Origin of the sequence: Mesobacillus jeotgali (assembly GCF_002874535.1) — a bacterium.
Classification (GTDB): domain Bacteria; phylum Bacillota; class Bacilli; order Bacillales; family Cytobacillaceae; genus Mesobacillus; species Mesobacillus jeotgali.
In genome coordinates, this window is the sequence record NZ_CP025025.1 from 469,607 (window position 1) to 493,782 (window position 24,176).

Annotated in this window: 19 protein-coding genes; 15 read left to right on the forward strand and 4 right to left on the reverse strand. The window is 43.6% G+C overall.

Annotated features, from left to right (window positions below):
• Window positions 1-131 precede the first annotated feature (131 nt).
• The 3 genes from CD004_RS02305 (at window position 132) to CD004_RS02315 (ending at window position 4,206) form a co-directional block, all read left to right on the forward strand.
• Window positions 132-1,730 (forward strand): amidohydrolase, encoded by a 1,599-nt coding sequence (locus tag CD004_RS02305; RefSeq protein WP_102261295.1) that lies wholly within the window; start codon window positions 132-134, stop codon window positions 1,728-1,730.
• Window positions 1,731-1,879: 149 nt separating this feature from the next.
• Window positions 1,880-3,625: a methyl-accepting chemotaxis protein gene (locus CD004_RS02310; protein WP_226678104.1), complete on the forward strand. Its 1,746-nt coding sequence runs from the start codon at window positions 1,880-1,882 to the stop codon at window positions 3,623-3,625.
• Window positions 3,626-4,014: 389 nt separating this feature from the next.
• Entirely contained in the window at window positions 4,015-4,206 is a 192-nt protein-coding gene (locus tag CD004_RS02315; RefSeq protein ID WP_102261296.1) for a hypothetical protein, read from the forward strand.
• Between the two features lie 294 nt (window positions 4,207-4,500).
• Here CD004_RS02315 and CD004_RS02320 read toward each other — a convergent pair whose 3' ends face one another.
• A complete protein-coding gene (locus CD004_RS02320) occupies window positions 4,501-5,295 on the reverse strand; it encodes an alpha/beta fold hydrolase (RefSeq protein WP_102261297.1) in 795 nt (264 codons plus the stop codon).
• A 124-nt stretch (window positions 5,296-5,419) separates the two neighbouring features.
• The gene (locus tag CD004_RS02325; protein WP_102261298.1) at window positions 5,420-10,981 is read right to left on the reverse strand and encodes a pullulanase; all 5,562 of its coding nucleotides are present in this window, start codon (window positions 10,979-10,981) and stop codon (window positions 5,420-5,422) included.
• Between the two features lie 447 nt (window positions 10,982-11,428).
• On the opposite strand from CD004_RS02325, the gene CD004_RS02330 reads away from it, so the two are divergent.
• The 3 genes from CD004_RS02330 (at window position 11,429) to CD004_RS02340 (ending at window position 14,487) form a co-directional block, all read left to right on the forward strand.
• On the forward strand, window positions 11,429-12,214 hold the full coding sequence (locus tag CD004_RS02330; RefSeq protein WP_102261299.1) for an arylamine N-acetyltransferase family protein: 786 nt from the start codon (window positions 11,429-11,431) through the stop codon (window positions 12,212-12,214).
• A gap of 59 nt (window positions 12,215-12,273) precedes the next feature.
• A complete protein-coding gene (locus CD004_RS02335; RefSeq protein WP_102261300.1) occupies window positions 12,274-13,092 on the forward strand; it encodes an EcsC family protein in 819 nt (272 codons plus the stop codon).
• Window positions 13,093-13,377: 285 nt separating this feature from the next.
• On the forward strand, window positions 13,378-14,487 hold the full coding sequence (locus tag CD004_RS02340) for an SH3 domain-containing protein (RefSeq protein WP_233434930.1): 1,110 nt from the start codon (window positions 13,378-13,380) through the stop codon (window positions 14,485-14,487).
• Between the two features lie 49 nt (window positions 14,488-14,536).
• On the opposite strand, the gene CD004_RS02345 is transcribed toward CD004_RS02340, so the two are convergent.
• A complete protein-coding gene (locus tag CD004_RS02345; protein WP_102261301.1) occupies window positions 14,537-15,553 on the reverse strand; it encodes an acyltransferase in 1,017 nt (338 codons plus the stop codon).
• Between the two features lie 114 nt (window positions 15,554-15,667).
• On the opposite strand from CD004_RS02345, the gene CD004_RS24390 reads away from it, so the two are divergent.
• The 9 genes from CD004_RS24390 to CD004_RS02380 all read left to right on the forward strand — a co-directional run bounded on the left by CD004_RS24390 (window position 15,668) and on the right by CD004_RS02380 (window position 23,099).
• The gene (locus tag CD004_RS24390) at window positions 15,668-15,799 is read left to right on the forward strand and encodes a hypothetical protein (RefSeq protein ID WP_264190991.1); all 132 of its coding nucleotides are present in this window, start codon (window positions 15,668-15,670) and stop codon (window positions 15,797-15,799) included.
• A 163-nt stretch (window positions 15,800-15,962) separates the two neighbouring features.
• Entirely contained in the window at window positions 15,963-17,009 is a 1,047-nt protein-coding gene (locus tag CD004_RS02350) for an ADP-ribosylglycohydrolase family protein (protein ID WP_102261302.1), read from the forward strand.
• A gap of 70 nt (window positions 17,010-17,079) precedes the next feature.
• The gene (locus CD004_RS23660; protein WP_158651464.1) at window positions 17,080-17,226 is read left to right on the forward strand and encodes a hypothetical protein; all 147 of its coding nucleotides are present in this window, start codon (window positions 17,080-17,082) and stop codon (window positions 17,224-17,226) included.
• Window positions 17,211-17,393 carry a hypothetical protein gene (locus CD004_RS02355; protein ID WP_102261303.1) on the forward strand — a complete coding sequence of 61 codons (183 nt, stop codon included), beginning with the start codon at window positions 17,211-17,213 and terminating at the stop codon, window positions 17,391-17,393. The genes CD004_RS23660 and CD004_RS02355 overlap by 16 nt, the downstream gene beginning before the upstream one ends.
• Window positions 17,393-17,629 (forward strand): hypothetical protein, encoded by a 237-nt coding sequence (locus CD004_RS02360; protein WP_102261304.1) that lies wholly within the window; start codon window positions 17,393-17,395, stop codon window positions 17,627-17,629. The genes CD004_RS02355 and CD004_RS02360 overlap by 1 nt, the downstream gene beginning before the upstream one ends.
• Window positions 17,630-18,086: 457 nt before the next feature.
• The gene (locus CD004_RS02365) at window positions 18,087-18,728 is read left to right on the forward strand and encodes a 2OG-Fe(II) oxygenase (RefSeq protein ID WP_102264961.1); all 642 of its coding nucleotides are present in this window, start codon (window positions 18,087-18,089) and stop codon (window positions 18,726-18,728) included.
• 401 nt (window positions 18,729-19,129) lie between these two features.
• Entirely contained in the window at window positions 19,130-20,659 is a 1,530-nt protein-coding gene (locus tag CD004_RS02370; protein ID WP_102261305.1) for an AbgT family transporter, read from the forward strand.
• 115 nt (window positions 20,660-20,774) lie between these two features.
• The gene (locus CD004_RS23665) at window positions 20,775-21,752 is read left to right on the forward strand and encodes a GNAT family N-acetyltransferase (protein WP_158651465.1); all 978 of its coding nucleotides are present in this window, start codon (window positions 20,775-20,777) and stop codon (window positions 21,750-21,752) included.
• Window positions 21,753-22,010: 258 nt separating this feature from the next.
• Window positions 22,011-23,099, forward strand: a complete 1,089-nt coding sequence (locus CD004_RS02380) for a coiled-coil domain-containing protein (protein ID WP_102261306.1) — start codon at window positions 22,011-22,013, stop codon at window positions 23,097-23,099.
• Between the two features lie 54 nt (window positions 23,100-23,153).
• On the opposite strand, the gene CD004_RS02385 is transcribed toward CD004_RS02380, so the two are convergent.
• Window positions 23,154-24,110 carry a calcium/sodium antiporter gene (locus tag CD004_RS02385; RefSeq protein ID WP_102261307.1) on the reverse strand — a complete coding sequence of 319 codons (957 nt, stop codon included), beginning with the start codon at window positions 24,108-24,110 and terminating at the stop codon, window positions 23,154-23,156.
• Window positions 24,111-24,176: the final 66 nt, after the last annotated feature.

Genomic DNA, 24,176 nt, shown 5'->3' on the forward strand with positions numbered 1-24,176 from the left:
TATTGTAAAAGCAATGATAGGTTATTTTCTGTCATTGCTTTTTTGCATGCCAGAGCCTGTCGCTATCCCCTTCTATCAACTCCTGACGCACTCCCCAGACATTCACAATTTATTCAAAGGGGAGAATCTTCGTGAGAACCATCTACAAAAATGGAACCATCTATACATTCAATTCCCGGAATCCAATTGTACAAGCAGTGGTCATCGAAAATGGCCGTTTTATCGATATGGGAACTACCGAGGACATGGTACTGCACTGGGGCGGTCAGGCACAAACCATTGATCTGGAAGGGAAAACGGCAACGCCTGGCCTCATCGACAGCCATCTTCATCTGTCCATCATGGCAGATAGTTTTATTAATCTAGATTTTGTAGGAATCACGACCAAACATGAGATGCTGGCAAAAATAAAGGAAAAAGCCAGTCAGCTTGAGCCCGGTGAATGGATTGTCGGCAGCAGCTGGGATGAGAATCTTTTTACAGACGGACGAATTCCAACGATTACAGAGCTGGATTATGTGGCGCCAGCCAACCCGTTATTTTTAACAAGGACGTGCTTGCATGCAACTCTCGTGAATAGCAAGGCGTTGGAGGTGAGCGGCTATCACCCGGCAATCACAGTGCCAGAAGGCGGCACCATCGTACTCGATGAAATCACGAAGCAGCCGACCGGACTGTTCCTCGAGTCAGCGGCGAATCTGGTCAGGTCCCACATCCCGGAGCGTTCATACGACGACTGGAAAAAAGCGATGCGCCAGACGATGCATTTTGCGATGAGCAAAGGGCTGACAAGTGTGCATACGAATGATCCGCTGTATCTTGGCGGGCTTGAAAAAACGTGGGATCTATTCAATGAACTTTTAAATGGAGAGCAGCTCGGCTTGCGAAGCAATCTCTTGATTAATCATGAGTTTTTACCAAACCTAAAAGATGCGGGAATGTACACTGGTTATGGCAATGACACGCTGCAAATCGGTGCGGTGAAAATTTTTGCCGATGGGGCGTTTGGACGGAGAACGGCTCTGTTGTCGGAACCATATAGTGATGCGCCAGGTCATTATGGCGATGCGATGTACGACCAGGAGCAGCTCTATGAAATCGTAAAAGGGGCACGCGAACTGGACATGCCGATTGCTGTCCACACGATTGGCGACCAGGCACTGGAAAATGTCCTGGACGTATTGGACCAGTTCCCGGCTGCAGCTTATCGCGACCGGTTGATTCATGCGCAGGTTTTACGGGAGGAACTGATCCCTCGAATAAAAGCGCCAAGCAGGATTGCCGATATCCAGCCGCGCTTTATTGCGAGTGACTTCCCATGGGTTCAGGAGCGCCTTGGCGCAGAGCGAATCAAGCTGTCGTATGCCTGGAAAACCTTAATGGAAGCTGGTGTCATTTGTGCTGGTGGCTCGGATTCCCCGGTGGAACCTGTCGATCCAATTCTCGGAATCCATGCCGCAGTCACTCGGAAAAAACCAGGTGAAACCCATTACGGTTATGTGCCAGAGCAGAAGTTGTCGATGGTCGATGCGTTCCGCTTGTTCACAGAGCTCGGTGCTTATCCAACGAACGAAGAGACGCTTAAAGGAACGATCGCCCGCGGAAAATTTGCGGATATGACCGTTTACTCAGCCAATCCATTCGAAATGGAAGAACCTGATGAACTTTTAACGATGAAAATCGAAATGACGATCATTGGCGGGGAAATCAAATATCGCAGGCACTCTTAAAAGCATGGGGACGGTTCTTAACTTTCAATCGGAAGAAAGAATCGTCCTTTTTAGTTTTTTATGGCTAAAGTCCTAAAATTTTCTGAATTTGAACCGAAATAGAAGGTAAGAGTGGTAATTTAATCTATTGCTGGACAGGAGAGCGGAAAATGAAATCCAAGAAAAAATTCGCAAAACCACAGATGAGATTCACAAAACCACAGATGAGATTTAGTGTTCGTGCAAAACTATTGACCGGTTTTTTCTCGGTTTTAACTTTGTTGGCACTCGTGGCAATCATCACAAACTTTCAGTTTAACAAGATGAACAGCCAGTATTCTACATCCATTGATGACCGGATGGAAAAGCTGAATCTGATTGTTGAGATGAAGGATGCCATCATGAGGGAGCAATTGGCACTTCAAAAGTATATGGCAAATGGTGATGGTGAAAGCCTGATCGAATTTGAGGGTGCAGTAGAAGATTTTAAAAAAAGCTCTGAGAAATATTTAAGCTCAGAAGAATCAGCAGAGGGAAAAAAGGTAGGAGAAAACCTTGTTTCAGCTGAGGCACAATATTATGAGATGGCTTCAGAGGCTTTTCTTTTAATAAGAGATGAACAAATGGTCAAGGTCAGGTTATTGATGCAGGAAAAAGGGAATCCGCTTATCTTCAGCCTGAACTCTGCAGCTGAGGATGCGATTGAGTACCAGCAAGATGCTTTGGAATCAACAAGTGAAACCTTGTCTGGGAATGTACAGAAGGTAGCCATGCTGATTATTATCCTAAGTGCGGCAGCGTTTGTTATGGGAATCGCCATTGCGCTGCAAATAAGCCGAATGATTTCCAAGCCTGTTCAGCTGGTCTCCCAGGCAGCAAAGCAGGTGGCCCAAGGGAACCTGGCTGTTGAAAAAATGAATGTGAAGAACAAGGATGAAATCGGTGAGTTGGCCGGGGCTTTTAACGAGATGACGACCAATTTAAGGGAACTGATCTTCAAAGTAAGCAGTACATCCGAGCAGGTTGCAGCATCTGCTGAAGAGATGATGGCAAGTACGGAACAGACCAATTCTGCTACGCACCAGGTAGCAACGGCAATCCAGGAGGTTGCAGGCGGTGCAGAGCTCCAGAGCAAAAATACAGAAGAAAGTGCGAAAGCGGTAGGTGAGATGTCAGGCGGTATCCAGCGGGTCGCTGAAACAACTTCTACCGTTGCTGAGTCGGCGGCTGAAACGGCAAAACAAGCACAGGTCGGCCAGGAATCTCTGGAAAAAGTAATAGAGAAGATGAAGTCGATCAATGATACGACAAGCGAAACCAATGGGGTCATCAAAGACCTGGATCGGAAATCAGCGGAAATCGGCAAAATCATCGAAGTCATCACCGGCATCGCTGACCAGACGAATTTGCTGGCGCTAAACGCAGCCATTGAAGCCGCAAGAGCTGGGGAGCATGGCAAAGGCTTTGCTGTTGTTGCTGATGAAGTAAGGAAATTGGCTGAGTTATCGAGACAATCAGCCAGCCAGATTTCCGGCTTGATCGAGGTTATTCAAAAAGAAACCCATCAAGTTGTGGAAATGATGAATAAAGGAACGGTCGAGATCTCAGAAGGGTCGTTATTAGTTGAGGATACGGGTCGCACATTTGAAGAGATTCTAAAATCGATCGAAAATGTCAGCGAGGAAATTCAGGAGGTATCCGCGATTTCTGAGGAGATGTCGGCAAGTGTTCAGCAGGTAAATGCCTCAATCGATGAGGTAACCAAAATTGCCCGCGATTCCGTAGCAAGCACTGCAGAAATTGCATCCGCAACGGAGGAACAGCTGGCATCAATGGAAGAAGTCGCCTCATCATCAGCTTCACTCGCAAGTCTGGCGGAGAACCTGAGAGAGATGGTCGCCAAATTCAAAATTTAAATTATGGAGAAGCATGAGGACGATTAGAGTCCTCATGCTTTTTTGTTGCTTATTGGCGCCCAAAAAATCGAGTTTATGGAAAAAGAGGTCATCAATAAGGCGTATTGGCGCCTAAAAGATCGAGTTTATGGAAAAAGAGGTCACCACTAAGGCGTATTGGCGCCCAAAAGATCGAGTTTATGGAAAAAGAGGTCATCAATAAGGCGTATTGGCGCCCGAAAGATCGGGATTTTGGAAAAAGAGGTCACCAATAATGCGTATCTGAGCACTCACCAAAGCAAGTCTACAATAGTCTTAATACCTTATACAGGTGCATTCGCCCAAGCCAATACCGTGATAAACGCATATAAAAGTAGTGAACACAAAAAGAGAAGAGGGAGGTAAGCCGTATGCGTGCATACAGACATCCTTATCGTTCGCAGGATCAGAGGTTTTTCGGCTGGGGCTTTGGATTACCGTTTTTAGGTGGTTTGGCTGGTGGATTGTTGGGCGGAGCGTTATTTTACCCGCGACCTTTCTATCCCCCATACCCGCCAGTTTATCCGTGCTGCCCGCCGCCTAGATATCCGTATTATTATTAATTTGCCAACAAATAAAGGGAATGAGCTGTTCAGCTCATTCCCCATTTTTATCTTTATAAAAGAATAAACTTTTTGCACTTAGATTAGTGTCTAGCTCCAGCGCCTAGCCAGTTTTCAGCCCTGAGTGCGCTCCTTGAGTATCTTGCGAGAAGCGTTAGCTTTGAGCAGCTCGAGTCGCTTGTCTAGTTTCTGCGTTTCTGGACAGTCGGCTACACATTTCGATTTCGGTCCGTCAATGAAGTCAAAGAGCGACTTCACCGGTCGGCCCTCCAGCGCTTGCCTACGCTTTTCTGCCTAACTAATATTTGCTTGTTTGATTTCATGCTTATCCATGAATTCGAGTGCCCGCTGGTTGAAATCATCAGCTTTATCTATATTGCAGACATGACCGCACCGCTCGAGAATCATCAGATCGGAGCTTTCGTCCCCGTGAAGGTCTTCTGCTAATTCCCTGACAAACATATGGTCCTCAGCCCCTGAGATATAAAGCTTTGGGACATCTGAGCTTTTTTCCTGCACATTGCTATAGGTGGTTTCGACATCTCCGGCAAGAGGATACCAGGCGAGGAAATTCTTTCGTTTCATCTTATAGGCTTCCTGGATGAAAAATCTTCTTGAGCCTTTATGGTTACCACGAGGCATCAGAATCCAGGCCAATATGCGGTACAGCCACATGAATGGAATGAAGTTCCTTATTAACCAGGCGAGTTTGATCAGTGATTTTGCTAATAGGTTTAATCGGGTGATTGCTCCGCCAAGGACTGCTGACCTCACACGTGCGGGCTCCGTCTGCAGCAGATGATGGACGATGATCGTTCCCAGCGAAACGCCGACAAAATGGGCCTTGTGGATTGAAAGGTGGTCCATTATCTTGAGAATCTCTCTGATAATCAAATCAAAAGAAAAGCTGCCCTTATAGGAATCTATGTCAGGTGATTTTCCATGCCCAGGCATGTTAATCGCGACTATATTATATTTTTTCAGGAATGGTTTTAGCTGCTTGTAAAAAATATTCGAGTTCCCGCCAATTCCGTGCAGCAGAACAATATACTCCGAGCCGCGGCCCTTATACAATCTGTAATCTAGCATCCGATTCTCCTTAGGCGTACTTGTTGTGATAATAATGATACCCTTGATGCTGAAGTTAGTAAACTATTGAGGCGAAAATAACGACAGGTACCATCTGGTAAAGATGATACCTGCCGTATGAAAGTTATTTCTTCTTCCCTTTTTTGTCCACCTTAATCACAACTGTAGTAAGCGGATCAAGTGTCAATTGGTCTTTTGTTAATTTAAAGCCAGATTTCTTGGATACAGGGGTCTTGCCGGCTTCGTCGTTGTCAACGAGAACCTTAGCTTTAGAGAAGTCAAGGTCTCCTAAAGTTAACGTACGAGCTTTCATATCGGCATTGACGAATACATAGTACGTACCAGTCTTATCAGTCGATACGTTTTCGTATGCGATGACCAAGTCTGAATCTTTGATTTCAGGTAAATCAAGTAATCTTACATTCTCATCAACGAGTTCTTTTTCGCCGAGGCGGAAAGCGTTCGTTGATTTTCTCAGCTCAATCAAGCCTTGAGTGTAAGCTTGTGTTGTTGTGTTGACGGAGTATTCCTTTTTGTTTGTTGCTTTTTGCCAGTCAAACATATTGATGGCATCGGAAGAATCGTATGAATCGTGAATGAAGTATCCGAATGGATTTCCTTGCTCATCTGTCAATTCGTGATACTTTTGCTCAGGAACGCCTTCGCCTTTCCATTGCTTCGTTCTTCCATACTCCTGGCCTGCGTGAAGGAAAGCAGTACCTTGTGACGTCAGGATCAAGGAGTTGCCAAGCCTGATACGCTTGTGGATCTCAAGATTGTTCTCAGGAATGGCCGGATCCTTTTTAATCGACTGGGCAATGACATCATACAGCGGCAAGTTATCGTGTGCCCCGATGTATTGGACCATGTCGCCCGGATCGTCGTCAGCTGTATTGCCTGGCTGGCCTTTGATATTGTTGAAAATCGTGTTGATATCACGCGCACCGCCGGTAAGGAATCGAGGCTCACCTTCGGAACCGAAGCCTGACTTCAATTCATTGCGGATTTCATCAGAGAAGACGCCGACATCATCTGTTTTGTCCATCCAATCCTGGTCAGCACCCATGCCCTTAAGTTCTGGTTCCGCGATGTGGCCAGCGAATGTTCTCCAGCCTTCACCGATGAACAACGCATCAGGATTTACAGATGCAGCTGCATCGTATGCGTTCTGGACTGCAGGATAGGTTGCGTCACCCATCATATCGAAACGCATTCCATCAATCTTGTATTCTTCGAACCAGTATTTCACTGAATCTACCATCAGCTTTTCAGCCATTTTGTGGCTTGTTGCCAGGTTGTTTCCGAAGCCGCCAAGGAAGTTTCCTTGTGCGTCCTGGAACGCATAGTAGTTAGGAACGATATCATTCAGCTGGCTGGATTGTGCCATATGAGTGTAAACAACGTCGAGGACGACACCCATTCCAGCATCATGGATCGCATCAATCATCATTTTCAATTCTTTTACACGTAATTCAGGATCAGTTGCATCCTCTGAATAAGCGCCATCTGGCGAGAAGTAGCTGTGTGGGTCATAGCCCCAGTTATATTCATTGCCGCCAGCAGAGTAATCAAGTTCTCTTTGGCCCATCTTTGTTTCATCGCCATAATACCAAGCCATGACAGGAAGCAATTGCACGTGTGTTACGCCAAGTTTCTTAATATAATCCAGCTTGTCGACGAAGGCATTGTAAGAACCCCATCTAGCGTTCAGGTCCCCTTCGATAGAAGGGTCAGAAGTGAAGTCACGTACATGAACCTCATAAATCACGGCATCTTCGCGCTTCTCATAGCCTTTGATTTTAGCATGGTCGAAATCTTCAGGGTCTGTTCCGCTCATGTCAACAATCGCTGCTTTACCAACGGTGTCACCATCCGGACCAGCTTCACCCTTCGTATTCACTGTGAAGGCTGCCATTGATTTTGCGTAAGGATCAAGAACTTTCTTTGTCACTCCATCATTTGTCACTTCATACTGGTAAAAATAACCCTTAAGATCGGTTACATTCAGGTCGCCAGGAGCAACGTCCGCAGACCAGACTCCTTTTTCACCCTTTGTTAATTCAATGCTGCCAATTTGCTCTGCTGCATTGTCTTTATTGAAGAAGTTTGCCACAACCTTGCCTGCTTTTGGAGCCCAAAGTTTTAATGTGGCTGCACCATCTTTATAAGTAGCACCAAGGTCATCGCCATCGTAAGCGTACATTTCATCAAGCATTCTCCATCCAGATGAAGCAGAAACGGTTCTGCCTGAATACGTGATGGACAATGGAAGTTTTTCTAAATCGAATTGTGCTGTTACTTCTACTTTTTTGTCTCCTGCAATCTTCACACTTTCAATCTCAACAGTTGTACCGTCTGCGTCTTTAATCTCCAGTTTCGATTTCAGATCTTCAGCTGTTAAGCCGTCTGTCATGGTAAAGCTCAGTAAAATCGTGTCCTCGGAAATCACTTCAGCAGATGTCAGGCCCGTAGCCTGCTCCCAGTAAGGAGAAACGTAGACATTGTCATCGCCTTGTTTAACCCAGACGTGGTTGTATTTGTCCAGGAGATTGAAGTTCTTATCTCCGCCATCTTTGTTGCCATTTGTCTTGTTTAGGGTAATCATACCGATTTCTTTCGCATTTTCCTTCAACTGAATGTCAACATAAGCCCCATAGCGATCAGTTCCAGTGAAGGAAGCAGCTCCTGTTGGCCATCCTTCAGAAGGTGCAGCGACATCGCCCCAGTTCCAGAGACCAAAGTTTTCATAATCTGCATTGTCACGCACATAGTGGACGCGGACTGTGTTTTCAGGCAGGTTGACTGGTTCGTAAGTGTAAACCTTGTCATCGCCTTGCTTGATAAAAATTTCATTGATATCAGGTGAAGTGATCGTAAAGCCTTTGTCTCCGCCGTCTTTACCAGCATCACCTTTTGTTACGTCCATAACGAGGAAGCCGATGTTCTTCGCGCCCTCTGCAAGTTCAACATCAATGTAAGCGCCGTAGCTGTCTGTTTTCTCAAACATAGTAGCACCTGTCGGCCAGTTGGCAGAAGGGGAGGCTACCTCGTTCCACAGCCATGCGCCATAGTTTTGATAGTTATTGTCGTCACGTTTGTAGTGGATACGGATATGGTTCGCAGGGATTGGGTCAACCGTTCCATCTCCGCCGCCATCTCCAGAACCAGCAGCTGCAGCAGCTGTAATCGTACCATTTTCAACCGTTAGTAAAACAGTACCGCCATCTGCTTTAGATGGAATTGACAATGTCACTTTTCCAGCTGATGCAGTGTAAATTTCACCAGAATAGTGGTCTGTGACAACTGCATTTTCACCATCAACAGTCAAGGTGACTTCTTTTGCAGCATCAGCAACGTTCAAGCCAACATATGCCGCTTCATTTCCGTGTGTTCTTGCAAAAACCATGAACTTATCAGCGTCAGTGCCGCCTATTGTTGTACGTTCACCTTTTGCGAACACTTCAGAATGATCGCCTCTGAAGTTCAATATCTTTTGATAGTGTGCAAGGACATCATTGCCTTCAACCTGATCCCAGGCGAGGTCATAACGGTTGTCATATTGCGGATAGTTGTTTGCTCCGGTTTGTCCAAGTTCTTCACCGTAATAAATGACCGGCTGGCCTTTAGCAGTTGCCTGCAGGGAAGCAGCAACCTTCAGCTTGCCTTCGTTATTTCCGGCAACGTGAAGGAATCCGTCTTCGTCATGGCTTCCCAGGAACTGTCCTAAAGTTGCCGTGTTATCGATTTTTGCGTTACGTGTAGTCAACGCATCATTTGCAGCATTCAGGTTTCCGTTAACAAAGGAATGCGCAATATTCTTAAAGTCAAAGTCAAGCAGGGAGTCCATCATACCTGTTTCAAGGTATCCTTGCTGGTTGTCAGCACTTGCTCCCCAAGCTTCACCGATCATCTTATGTTCAGGCATTTTTTCAGTGATCGCGTTCTTGAATGCCTTCCAGGTTGCATCTTCCACGTGTTTTACTGTGTCCACGCGGAAGTAGTCGATAGTGTTGCCATTAGCAGTAGTAGCTTTGTCAATCCAGGCAGTTTGCCAATCAATGATTTGCTGGCGTACTTCTGGATCTTCTGTCTTAAAATCAGGAAGTCCAGCTAATTCGCCAACAACTTCATCTGATCCAACTTCGTCACTTGTACCCTGGCGAAGCAGATTGCTGAAAGTGCTGCGTTCTGCATCTGTTGGGTATCCAGCTGGAGGTTCAGCTACATTTCCATCAATGTCTTTCAAGCCATAACCAGTGTGGTTCAATACCACATCGACCATGATCTTGATGCCGCGTTCATGTGCTGCGTCAATAAGGTTATGGAATTCTTTCATTGTCCCGAAGTGGGGGTTCAATTCGCCAAAATTGCTTGCCCAGTATCCGTGATAACCGTAATAAGAAGGCTCACCCTCATCGTAGCGGACATTGTGCTTAACATTCTCAACAATCGGGCTGATCCAGATCGTATTAACACCCAATTGGTCTAGATAATCTAATTTCTCAGTGATTCCTTTAAAATCGCCACCCTGATAGGTGCCGCGGTCAGTGGTGTCATAGTTCAAATCATAAGGATCATTGTTAGATGAATCCCCATCAAAGAAACGATCTGTCAGCATGAAGTAAATGATGGACTCATCCCAGTCAAAATCATTTTCACCAACGGACTGTCTTGTTTTCACATCCACAGTTGCTGAAGCATTATGGGCATTCCCGAATGAATCGATAACTGTTAGGGGAATCGATTTTGTTCCTGCTGTTACATTGTCATCGACGCTAATTGTCACTTCTTTTAATGAAGGGTCGATTTCAAGAGCATTAGATCCACCCAGTTCAGAGACATCTGCAGTAATTTTGCTGATCTCAATGCCTTCAGTCAGTCCCTGTACATCGACAGTCAGCACAGCGTTTTGATTGTAATCAATTTCTGCTGGATTGACAGAACCTGAAACCGTCAGTTCAGCTTTTGCGTAGGTAATTTTTGAAGTGCCATCAACTGTATTGTAAGGATCGGTTACTTCGTTAGTAACCCCATCTTTGGTTACGAGATAGGTGTATTCATTTGTTCCATTCGGAATGTTCTCATATGAAACTACGAATCTCTCATTCTCAGGCTCGTATGTCATTGGAAGGGTTTCATCATTGAATTTCAATTCTACTTTTTCGATTGAGCCCATTGCATCATTGGCGAAAAGCTCTTTATCACGATAGAAGAAAGTTGCCTTTCCATTATCAATGACTGGAGCCGATCCATCTGGAACGATGCGAATTTGCTCAACGCCACTTGTAATGAATGCTTTTGTAATGGAATCGTTCTGGTTAACCGGGATAAAACGATCTCCGAATTCCTTTTGAGCAGTATTCCAGTCAGTAGTACTGCGAAGGACAAAGCCAATTTCTTTGGTGGCTGGTGCAACAGCAATATCAGCTACCGCTTTGTTGCCATCATATTTTTGAAAATTGATCTGGTCATTTTGCACTCCTGTGTTCCAGACCCATATATTCCATTCGCCAAAATTTTGATCCTCACGAATGTAAGTAAAGCGCACTTTGCGATCAGTCGACTCTGAGGTAACAGTTGTTCCTTCAGCATTGGCCTGCTGGGCAGGTACAAAAGGAAGCCACAAACTCAAGATCATGATCGCCGTCATGAAAATCGAGAAACTACGTTTTGTACTTTTTCTCATACGGATTTTTTCCTCCCTAGATTAAATGATGTAGCTAGAGTAGTAGAAAAATCTCCTCCTCTCTATTATTAAGGAATCTAAGTGAAACCGTTTGCACAACAAGGTAAAAAAATTTAAAACCTCAAATCATGCAAGCGCTTGCAATTAACTATCTTCTTAATTTTACAATACTTTCAACTAGCCAGCAATGGCTGTAGAACAGGCTGTTTGCATGTAAATAGTGCCAAATTACTACACGATTCGATAAGGTAATAGGTTTAAAGTATAAAGAGATTGTCAGTTTTTATGCTATTTTCTTGAAAAGCTAATTGGATACGAGGAAAGATGTCGGAATAAATATATTAAAATGATAGAAAATGAATAATAAGACCTATCTGAAATGTCTGCTTTTTTAAGGAAAATCATGTATCTTTACGATAGATAGCTTAACGAAAGAGGTATTGGAAAATGAGTAAACTAAACCAGCTTTTCCGTGAGAGGATCGGGATGCTTATCTCTGCGCCTGTCACATTAGCAAAAATGGATGAAATTCTTGAACAGACCGCGGCTGCAATCCCATTTGAAAACCTGTGCACGCTTTCTGGTGATTTAAATGAATTGAATGAGGATAATTTGGTTGAGAAAATCATCCAAAGGAATGAAGGCGGCCTATGCTATGACTTGAACGGCATTCTCTATTTATTTTTAAAAGAGAATGGGCTTGATGTCCAGCTGATTTGTGGGTCAGTGTATGTCCCGGATTTCAACGGCTTTAGTCCAACGGGCAGGACGCATGCTGCGATTTTACTGAATGACGCAGGCAAAAGATATTTGGTTGATACTGGTTTTGGCGGAAATCTGCCGTTAAGACCGGTGCCGATGGATGGGACAGAGATTAGTTCCCCTAATGGGGATTTTCGTATTAAACAACATAATAGTGAGTTTGGAGATTACATTTTAGAGATGAAGCTGAAATATAAGGATTCTGATTGGAGAATTGGATACGCTTTTGATTCAAGGGAGCCGGTTGGTAATGTCAGCGATTTATCTGAAATGAAGAAAATCATAACGGAACATCCGCAGTCCCCTTTTAATAAGAAGCCCTTGCTGACAAAAGTGACAGTTGATGGAAGCATGGTGCTAACGGAAACTAGTTTTACAAAGTGGACGGAAGATGGAATTAAGAAAGAGGAAATAGATTCGGAACGCTTCAAGGGACTGGCAAAAGAATTCTATAATATTGAACTAAAATGAAACTTTACTATGGTGTGAACCGTTAATATAGTATCAAAAATGACAGGTGGATGAAGCAGATGGATTCACGGGACTACTTATTGAATGAACTAAAGGAAATTGAAAAATGGGAGAAGGACCAGAAGGGGCTTTGGTTTTGGGAGCGCTTGACCCGTCTGCCATTCAAGATGCTTGATCGGTTTACTCCAAAGTTCATCCAGGAGAAGGTAGGACTCCTGCTTGATGAGCTTGGAAGCTACATACAAACGGGAGGACAATATTTAACGAGCGAGAAGTCTGTGTTTCAATTTTTCGAGAAAAAGACTGGCAGGAGAGTCAGCCAGCTTACAGATATGGAGCGCGTTCCGGTGGAAGAAATGAAGCAGGCATCTCTTGCACTTGGCGAGCAGAGGAAGAAGGCAGCGACGATCCAGGGGGCAAGTACAGGTATCGGTGGAATATTCACTCTCGCGATTGATATTCCTGCGGTTCTGGCCCTCTCGCTAAAAACAATACAGGATATCGCGATCATCCATGGTTATGATCCAAGAGATAAAAAAGAACGTGTATTCATCATTAAGTGCCTGCAGTTCTCTTCAGCGGATGTTGTAGGAAAACAGGCCATCTTGAATGAATTGAGTGATTTTAACAATGAAAGTAAATCAAGGGAAGTCATCTCGCAGCTTCAGGGTTGGCGCGAGGTTACCTTGACGTATACAGAATCATTTGGCTGGAAAAAACTGCTCCAGATGGTACCCGTGGCGGGGATTGTCTTCGGCGCATTCGCCAACCGGTCGATGGTCAGCGACCTTGCCGAAACCGCGACGATGTTATATCAGAAGAGGCGGATTTTGGATAGGCTGGATCAAGTTACAGATTCCGCAGATTTGCCAACATAGAATGAAGTGTCCCCTCGATGATTTCGAGGGGTTTTTAGTTTGGAAATCAATAGGGAAAGGGGCCTTTTTTCAGATACTGTTCTATCGGCATATTATCCTGAATGCCCGTGCAATCCGTAAAACATATTTCCTGCTTAACTTTTGCAATGTAAACCAATTAATTCAATTATCGCGATTTCCCCGGTTTTCATTGGACTACGAGAGCCATTCCCGATAGTTTTGTAGTAGATTCATAGTTTTCGACACAGCTTGAGGAAATTCTACAAAACTGGGGGAGAACGACGAATGAAAAAGGACAACTACTCATTGTTTAAGAAGAGGATTGTGAAAGGCATGGTTGCCTCATCCATCCTAGTTAGCAGCAGTCTTATGGTGCCGGAAATTCCTTTGATGCCTGGCCATGAAACAGTCGCACAAGCTGCTGGACCAACCTTTACCGTTACAGCAGATGTCCTCAATGTCAGGTCGGGACCGGGTACCAATTATGCAAAAGTCGGCCGGCTGATCCAGGACACTAAGCTTAATGTGATTCAACGGATGACTAATGGATGGTATAAAATTTCCTTCAATGGAAAAACGGCTTATGTCAGCGGTGATTATGTATACAGCTCTGCAGTATACAAAGTTACGGCTACCAAATTGCATTTCAGGACTGGGCCTGGCACCCAACATAAGAGCATGGGGCTTATCGATAATGAAACAGTGCTCGATGTGATCCGCCAGGAAAGCAATGGATGGTATAAAATATCTTATAAAGGAAAAATCGGCTTTGTGAGCGGAGATTATGTATCGACGAGCAGTGCCGCAGATAGCAAAAGAATGGACATTCCCGTGATTGCCCAGCGCCCTGAATTGCCCAGCGGCTGCGAGGTTACCTCACTTGCCATCGCTCTCCGTTACTACGGAGTGAATGCTGATAAAACAACCCTTGCGAAACAAATGCCATATGATTCAACCAAACTAGTCCGAAATTCAGACGGTTCCATTAAAACATGGGGAGACCCGAATGTTGGATTCGTCGGGACGCCATTTGGCAATGGATATACTATCAATCCCGGTCCGCTAAAAAAAGTCCTAGACAAGTACCGCCCTGGAGGACTGGCTCTGACCGGCAAGGATTTTTCAGAGATCGAAAGTTATGTAAGACAGGGCAAGCCTGTGCTAGTCTGGTTTACGATCAATTATGAAATGCCAATCGCGAGGTCATGGAAAACACCAGCAGGCAAAACGATCAATGCAGCAAGGCCTTTACATAATATCGTCATTACCGGAACCGACGCAAATTACGTTTACTTCAACGACAGTGAAGCAGTAAAAAAAGATGTTCAAATGCCAAAAGCGAAATTCATCAATATTTATAATGCGATGGGAAAACGTGCGCTGGTAGTGAACTAAAAGAGAAGCAATTGCGAACTGGTTTTGTTCGTAATTGCTTTTTTCGTTCCTAACTCTGATTTAGGAGAATTGCTTTCATCTTTTGAAGCTGTTGATAAGCCACATAAGACAAAGTAAACACAAGGAATGCATCAACTAAATTCTGCAGCAGGTTATGGGTGCTCTGTTCCAAACCGATTCTTCTGAAAAAGATATCAATTATATCTATAAAGAATATATGAATGGTATAAATGCCGAGAGAGTTTCCGCCTATTCTGGTGATCATAAAGCCTTTGCCGAGGTTGGGATTGCTTAAGGCGTAAAGGAACAGAAATAAGGTAAGGAAGATCGTCGAAAAGAAATATTCGCCATGTTTTGATCCTAATTCCTTCTGAAGCCAGAGACCTTCTAAAACCTGTAAAATCGTAAAGAAACAAAAGAAGTAAAAGTAAGTCCTTGCATTATATTTTCTCCAGGTGTGAACCGAAGCAAGCCAGAATCCCATGACTGTATAGAACAGGCTGATATAAAGAGCAGCCCGGGTTGTGCTGACTGGCAGCTCATCAAATACAGAATAAGACTGACCGAAGAGGCCGAGCAGATTGAAACAAAATGCGATTACCAAAAGCAGTCTTACTTTTTTCAACCTGTAAAAGAGATATAAAATCACGATGCTCCAAACCAGTGAAATGACGAACCACAGCTGATACCCACTTGTTCCCTGGCCGTAATAGAGGAGATTAAGAACAGTCAGGTTTTCCTTATACTTGGTTAGTTCAGCTTTGACGTTTCCATCCGTCAATAAAATCCTTATTACATCATAACCGGCATAAAATAGGAGCCAGCTAACATAAATCTTCAGTATTTTTGGGACATATTTTTTGAAGTAAGCAAAGGACTGAGGATTGGCACTTACCTTAAGACTGAACAAATATCCTGAAGCGACAAAGAAAAACGGAACAGCAAATCTTGAAAGATTATCAAGAACGAAATAGCCCAGTTGATCATTGCTGGGAAATGTATGAATGATGACGACTGCCAGGATGGCAAAAAATTTGATAAAGTCGATTGCGTAATTGCGCTGCATGATTGGCCTCGTAAATGAAAGGATTTGTAATCATAGTCTTTCCACTCTACCTAGACTTATGAATATATGAGAGAGTGACTTGGGATAATAGGGAGCAAAAAGGAGGCAAAACAGTTGAACTCTCACAAAAAACAGCAAGACAAAAATCAAATTGCACAGGATTTGAAAAATAAAAAGAACGGAAGATCCCCAAATCAAACAGACGGCTTCCGCTACGACTATGATGATTCTTCCGACTTAAAATGAAAAAGAGGAAAAACCTTAATTGGGGTATTTCCTCTTTTTTCTATGCGGCTTTCAAAATATATTTTGAAAAACCCGAAAGGTATATGAGTTGTGTGCGAAGTGGGAGGAGTTGATTGGTGTTTTGGAGAATAGTATCAGTAAATTAAATGCCAAAGGAGTCCCTATGTCAAAAAAAGATCTTTTCATGGCGTCCCTGCTTGGCGGGGCGATTGGTGATGCACTTGGGTATACGGTTGAGTTTATGAAACTTGATGAAATCAAAGCAAAGTTTGGTGAAGAGGGAATTACGGATTTGGAAGTCAATCCTTATTCCGGAAAAGCGCCGATTTCGGATGATACTCAGATGACGCTGTTCACGGCAGATGGTTTGATTTGGGCTTATGACCGCTTGAGTGAGCGTGGGATTGGCAGCTATGCGGGGAGTGGAGTCTATCAATCTTATCTTCGCTGGCTGTATACACAAACGAAGAGTTTGCCGGATGAACATTATGACTGGCTGCTTGACCCTCAGCCTCATGAGGAGAACGGAAGCATTTTAGCGCACAGGGAACTATTCTCAGCAAGAGCACCTGGAAACACGTGCTTGTCGGCGCTTGAGAGCAATAAAATGGGAACGATTGAGGGGCCAATCAACGACAGCAAGGGCTGTGGCGGGGTCATGCGGGTTGCGCCGGTCGGGTTATTTTTACATAGAGATCCTGAACAGGCATTCAGGGTCGCGGCTGAAGTCGCAGCTATCACTCATGGCCATCCGTCAGGTTATTTAGCAGCCGGGGCGCTTGCTGTCATAATCGCTGAACTGCTCAATGGTAAAAGTATTGCTGAAAGCGCACAGAGTGCAATGGCAATTTTAGAAGATTATCCTAACCATGAAGAAACATTGTCGGCGATGGAGAATGCGATCGAACTTGTCGGCAGCGATGAGAATCCGGAAGATGCAATTACAAAGCTTGGCCAGGGCTGGGTCGCGGAGGAAGCGCTGGCGATTTCCCTGTACTGTGCCTTGAAGGAAACAGATTTCAAGCAGGCTTTGATTCTGGCTGTCAATCATGATGGAGACAGTGATTCAACAGGCGGGATTTGCGGGAATATACTTGGTGCGAGTTATGGTCTCGAAGCTATACCTGAAGAGTGGGCCAAACAATTGGAGCTAAAAGAATTGATTGCCGATGTAACCAGCAGATTATATGATAGATATATAAAGATGTAGGTTGAAAGGAGAATCCTGATAAAGCTGGGATTCTCTTTGTTTTTGAGTGAAACAGACAGGAGAGCTTTCTATGGATCGTATAAAATTCGTAAAAAACGTGTACAGCCATCTGATCAGTATGCTGATGGCTTCCATTATGTTTATAATGATTACCCAGTTAATAAAGTGGCCTTCCAAAGACACCGGAGGGGAGGCAGTATCATGGCTGACTCGATAGAAAAGGCGATGAAAAATGCAAAGGCCTCGCTTGAAATTTCGGGATTCAAGGTGACTGAAGAGCATACCGACTTAGTCAGGAAGGCACTAATGAAGGAAATGACAGATGAGGAATTCTTGAAAGAAGCTAAGCGGTTTGCTGAGAAAAAGAGTGGAGGTTCAAAGTAATGATGCAATCTCGTGGACCGGATTTACTAGAGCATTATCTGGACTCTGTTCAAAGGTTATCTTTGAGAGTAGATGACCCGGAGATTAAACAGGAATTAACGGAAGTCGTTGATGCACTGGAGAGTGGCTCGATCACTCTTGATACAGCACTGTTCTGGGACCATATTGAAGCAAGAGCGATTTTGCGGAAAGCATTTTCAGATGCTGATTTTCTCATATTACGCTTGGAAAAATAAATTATTCATGTAGGTATGAGAATATAATAAGCGGAGAATTTCCGGCTATTTTATATAAAGGACGCTTTTGAGGCTGAAATAAGCGGAGATATTCCGATTATCTACTATAAATTGAGCAAAATCCAAGGATTTGGATGAAATAGACGGAAAAGCGACCCTTATTTTATGGTAAATAAGGGTCTTTTTCAATTTAAGCGGAATTTGTCCGTCTATTTTTCGATCCATGGACATCAACAGCCCAATTTTACAATGCTTTGAATAAAAAAAAGATAGTAAATCACCTTTCCGCGTTGTAAAATAAATTGAAAATTGAATAGAGTTTGAGATTCGGTTTTGTCATCCATTTTGAATTACAGGAGGAAACAAAGGAACATAAAGAATGAATGATGCTTTCGTTTATATATCAATCTAATTTTCTGGAAAAATTTTATTATTAAGAGGTTGATGAAAGTTGATAATGGATGCTGTTGATGTAACTGTTAAAGAACCTACGATTTTTAATCATATCGGAAACAAAATCAAAACCGAGGATCGTGAAATCAACATTATTGCCAGAATGGAAGAACCGTTAATCGTCATTTTAGGAAATGTATTAAGTGACGAAGAATGCGATGAGCTAATGAAGCTGTCAAAGGATAAGCTGCAGCGCTCAAAAATCGGAAACACCCGCGAAGTTGATCAGCTCAGGACAAGCAGCAGTACGTTTATTGAAGAAGCCGAAAATGACGTTGTTGCGCGAGTAGAAAAAAGAATTTCACAAATTATGGGCATTCCGAACGAACATGGAGAAGGCCTGCAAATCTTGAATTATAAAATCGGTCAGGAGTACAAGGCCCATTTTGACTTTTTCTCGTCAAATGTCAGCAACCCGCGGATCAGCACATTGGTCATGTATTTGAACGATGTCGAGCAGGGAGGAGAAACTTACTTCCCTAAGCTCAATTTCGCTGTATCCCCGCAAAAGGGCATGGCTGTGTATTTTGAATATTTCTATGAAAATCAGACTCTCAACGACTTGACCCTGCATGGTGGAGCACCAGTCGTGATCGGCGACAAATGGGCCGCAACGCAATGGATGAGACGGAAAAGTGTGAAATAGACGCTGAAGGAGCATGGTGAACATGCTTCTTTTTTGTTTGCTAGGAAATTATAAGATTATTTCAATGTTGATAACTATACGGGTTTTCTTAATCCAGCTCCAGCGCCTAGCCAGTTTTCATCCCTGAGAGTGCTTCCTCGATTATCTTGCGAGAAGCGATAGCTTTGAGCAGCTCGAGTCGCTTGCGCTTTTTGTTCTTACCTTTTACTCTACTGAAATGGTTCAATGTCCTTCTAGCCCCTATTATTTCGCCTCTCTAGTGCTTCTGAATCTTACCAACAATTTTACTATTCCGTCTTATAGTTTTTCTCTTTCTATTACCGCAGACACCATCTATAATGTTAAAAGTCTTATGCTATTATTTGTCTGAATATTTATATTAATTTTAAGGAGGTCCTCTCTTGGAAACGACTAATAAAAAAGGTTTTATTTTGCGTTCACTTGATGTGATTGAGCGTGTGGGCAATAAATTGCCTCATCCGGTCACGCTGTTTGCAATTTTCTCCGTGATGGTCGTCTTGCTATCTGCCGTGTTCTCGGCGATGGGTGTAAAAGTGGCAGACCCTATGAACGAAGGGGAATTTTTAACAGTCAAGAACTTGTTAAGCAAGGAAGGGATCGCCTATCTATTTGAAAGTGCTGTCACCAACTTCACTGGCTTTGCTCCGCTGGGAACTGTCCTTGTAACGATGCTGGGGATTGGGATTGCGGAACGTACTGGATTGATTAGTGCTGCATTGCGCGGTCTTGTTACATCCGTTCCTAAGCAATTATTGACTGCTGCCCTAGTATTCGGTGGCGTTATGTCCAGCATGGCAGCTGACGCTGGTTATGTTGTCTTGACACCACTTGGAGCGGTATTGTTCGCAGGTCTTGGAAGACATCCGCTTGCTGGTTTGGCTGCAGCCTTTGCTGGTGTATCCGGCGGATTCAGTGCGAACCTGCTTCTGACTTCATTGGACCCGCTTTTGGGCGGACTTACGAAGGATGCTGCGGCTATTTTTGATCCGGCATATGCTGAAAACATCAACTATGCGATGAACTACTATTTCATGATTGTTTCAGTATTCTTGATCACAATTGTCGGAACATTGGTAACAGATAAAATCGTTGAACCTCGTCTTGGTACATTCAAAGGTGATGTGAAGGAAGAAGTTGAATATTTATCTGCTGTTGAGAAAAAAGGTCTATGGGGTGCTTTGATTTCGATCATCATCACAGCTATCGGTATCGCATTGCTTGTTATTCCTGAATGGGGACCACTTCGCGGTGGGGAAGAGAACATCATCAATGCTCCATTCTTCCACTCACTAGTCCCAGTCATCCTGATCCTTTTCTTCGTACCAGGCTTTGTCTATGGCCGAATCACGAAATCAATCAAGGATGACAAGGATGTGGCAGATCAGCTTTCTGATACTATGGCAACAATGGGTTCATACATCGTGCTTGCGTTCGTTGCCGCTCAATTCGTTGCTTACTTCAAGGAATCGAACCTTGGACTGGTACTGGCTGTAAACGGTGCTGAACTGTTAGAAAGCACAGGCTTCAAAGGAATTCCATTAATCCTGGCGTTCATCGTCATTTCCGGATTCATCAACCTGTTCATCGGCAGTGCATCTGCAAAGTGGGCAATCATGGCGCCGGTATTCGTACCGATCATGATGCAAATCGGATACACACCTGAGTTCACTCAGCTGGTTTATCGGATCGCTGACTCAACAACGAACATCATTTCACCATTAATGCCTTACTTCGCAATCGTCATCGCGTTTGCGCAAAAGTACGACAAGAAGGTTGGTATCGGTACACTGATCGCAACCATGCTTCCGTACTCAATCGCCCTGACAATCGCATGGGTAGCAATGTTGATCATCTGGATGCTGTTAGGTATCGACATCGGTCCTGGTTCATCCATTTATATGCCAAAATAATTCCGAAAGAATCCAAGCTGCGTTGCTTGGGTTCTTTTTTTATTGAAAAATGTCTGCCAAATATTTCATTTGAACTGTATAATAATAGAACAAAATTAAAAGGTAGGTGACTTCCATGGAGTTATGGAATGTTTACGACCAATACAGGCATATGACTGACCGCATACATAAAAGAGGGGAAGATATGAAGGCGGGGGATTATCATCTTGTTGTCCATGTTTGGATCATCAATGATGATGGCCAGTTCCTGATCCAGAGGAGGCAGCCGTGGAAGGTCGGTTTTCCGAACATGTGGGACTGCTCCGCTGCGGGTTCTGCGGTATTAGGAGATGACAGCGAACAAGCAGCCGTCCGGGAGGCAAAAGAAGAGCTCGGAATCGACCTCGATATCGAAAAAGGCGAAAGGTTATTTACTGTGAAATTTTCGCAAGGCTTCGATGATATCTGGCTCGTCAGGCAAAATGTCGCGATTGAGGATTTGCATCTTCAGGAAGAGGAAGTCGCCGAAGCGAAATGGGCGAGTGAAGCAGAAATCAGGGGAATGGTAGGGACAGGTGAGTTCATCCCATTTAACTACTTGGACCTTCTATTTGAAATGGCCACTTCGAGCATCACCCTCAAAAAAGCTTCAGTAGATGATGCTGATGAACTTTTAGCTCTGCAAAAAGAAGTATTCATGCCCTTATATAAAAAATACAATGATCATGAAACTAGCCCGGTAACCCAAACGATAGAGAGGTTCTCCGCAAGGTTCGACCGGGGAGATTATTATAAAATTCTCTTTGAAGAAACACTCGCAGGAAGCGTATTTGTATATGAAAAGTCCCCTGGTTTAATGCGATTGCATATCATCAACGTTTTAGAAAAATACCATAATAAAGGCATTGCCCAGGAAGCCATGAAACGGCTGGAGATCATGTACCCGGAAGCGGAAGCATGGGAGCTTGATACGATCCTGAACGAGGAGCGCAATTGCTACTTGTATGAAAAGATGGGGTATAAACGAACTGGAGATACTAAAGTCATTAACAATGACCTGACGATTATCTCATACTTGAAAGAAACCAATCTGAACAAAATTATTAGTTTATAAGATATTAAGCGGGAGAACTCATGGAGACTTCAGTACATGAAGAAGCGTGATGAACATGCTTCTTTTTTTTGCTGAAAAATCAATCCGACTGCCAAAAATGATTCTCATATGTATAAAAGCCAGCAGAAGAAGGTTGGAAGTGATAAGAATATTCAAAAAAATAAGTCGAATCCTGTAAAAATAGGAGGAGAGAACTAATGGAAATACAGGAAATACATGGTATTATTCAAATGAAGTCACTAATAGGAGGATTGAATCATGACAAAAGAAGAGAATCGCTCCATAGAGGATCCGACAGCACAAGAGGAAAACTTAACAATAGAGGAGAGACTTTTGGACCTCCGTAAAAAATTGAATAAGGAGTCCATACATTCTAGCCTGAGGCCCAAACTGATTGGCGGTTTGAATGAAAAAGATGTCCTCAAATACATAGACGTAATTGAAAGTAAATACCAGAACATAGAACAAGAAATGAAAAAGAGTCTGTATGAGCTTGTTTCAGCCCGCGACCGATTGCAAAAGGAGCTTGAAGCTGCCAAAGCTGCGGCGTTGGAGGACAAGGAAAACATGCAGGCCAGTCTGGACCAGTCCCAAAAAGAACTGGCTGTTTTTGCAGCTAAGTGCGAGGAACTGGAATTCACCATTCAGTCGTTAAATGACAATAATAATTCGCTGATCAATCAATTGCAAAATGAGAACACCCGGCTTGCTATGGAGCGGCAGGAACTTGAGAACCAATTGACTGCTTCCCGGCAGCAAACCGTAGAGCTAAAAGAGTTTTCTGCTGAAGGTGAACAGAAGAATCAAATTCTTGAGTTGAAAATCAATGAACTGCGAGAAGAGCTTGAGAGGAAATCAGCCGAAGGCAACGAGGGATATATTGACAAGATTAAATCCCTTGAAGGAACAATTGAACAATATAAGGCTGAAATTGAGGAACACCGCAGAACAAAGGCAAGAACTGAGGACGAACTGAAGTTGAAAAAAGCTCAGGTGACAAGCTGTAAAATTACCGGATTTAAAGACGAAGTATTCAATATCTATCAGCAGCTCGATGCACTCACACAGGAGCAGGTCCAGATGAACAAGGAGCTTCAAGAGCAGTTAAAGTTTGAACATGTACGTGCAGAGAAAGCAGAGCAGCGTGTGGCAATCCTTAATACATGGGTAGCCCAGTTAAAAGAAAAGCTGTATGGTGAACAAAATCTGTTCGAGATTCAGTTCAAAAAGATGGCAGAAAGATACAGCTTGTTCCAGTCAGAACTCAATGAGAGCTTTGATGATTTGAATAGGCAGGAATCAGCAATTGATAGCCAGGATTTTCAGGAAGAATTAGTAGAAGTTTAGTAATAAATAATGGAAGGGGGCCTGCGTATTACGAGACAGGCCCTTTCCATTCTTTTAATTCCGGAAAATAATATAAACCAAATATGCAATATAAACCGCTGCAAGTATGGCTCCCTCTACTTTTGAGATCTTGAATTTTGATCTTGAGAAAATCAATAGGACAGCTGTCAGAATAATCATCAAGGCAATATCAGTGAAGATTTTATCATTGACCGCAAGTGGCGAGATAGTTGCTGATATCCCCAGCACGAAAAGGATGTTGAATATATTGCTTCCGACAATATTGCCAAGAGCAATTTCACTTTTCTTTTTCAGGGCAGCGGTAATCGATGTGATTAATTCAGGCAAAGAGGTACCGACAGCCACGATCGTCAAACCTGCCAATGTTTCACTCATTCCGAGAGAAAGAGCGATTTTCGTTGCATTATCAACTACCAGGTCGCCGCCAAAAATAATCGCAGCCAGGCCGGCAAGAGTAATGAACAGATTCTTCCCCCAGGTTCCTTTGCCGGTGACTGAAGCTACATCCGATGCGGGTTCACGGTTATTCAAGGCAACCTCGATGATGTAATACAGGAAAATCAGAAAGAAAAGGAGCAGGATGATGCCTTCGCTTCTGCCAATTGAATTAATGTTGGCCATCTGGAGAGCGATATCACTGGCGACTGCTGCAAGCGCTACACTTGCCAGTAAAGTGAAAGGAATTTCCTTCCGAATTGTCGTCGTTTCAACTGCAAGCGGATTGATCATTGCTGTAATGCCGACAACAAGAGTGATATTGAAAATATTGCTCCCTATGACATTTCCGAGAGAAACCTCGCTGCTTCCCTCCATCGCGGCAATGATACTGACAGTTGCTTCAGGTGAGCTTGTTCCGAAAGCGACAATCGTCAGACCTACCAATAGTGGCGGGACCCTGAGCATCGTCGCAATTTTTGAGGAGCCCTCGACAAAATAATCCGCTCCTTTTATGAGTAATGCAAAACCAATAGCTAAAAGGATATAGGTCAACTTCCCATCCCCTCCAAGAAAGTTTATTGCTTACAACATAACAAAAAAATACTTCAAATAAAAATT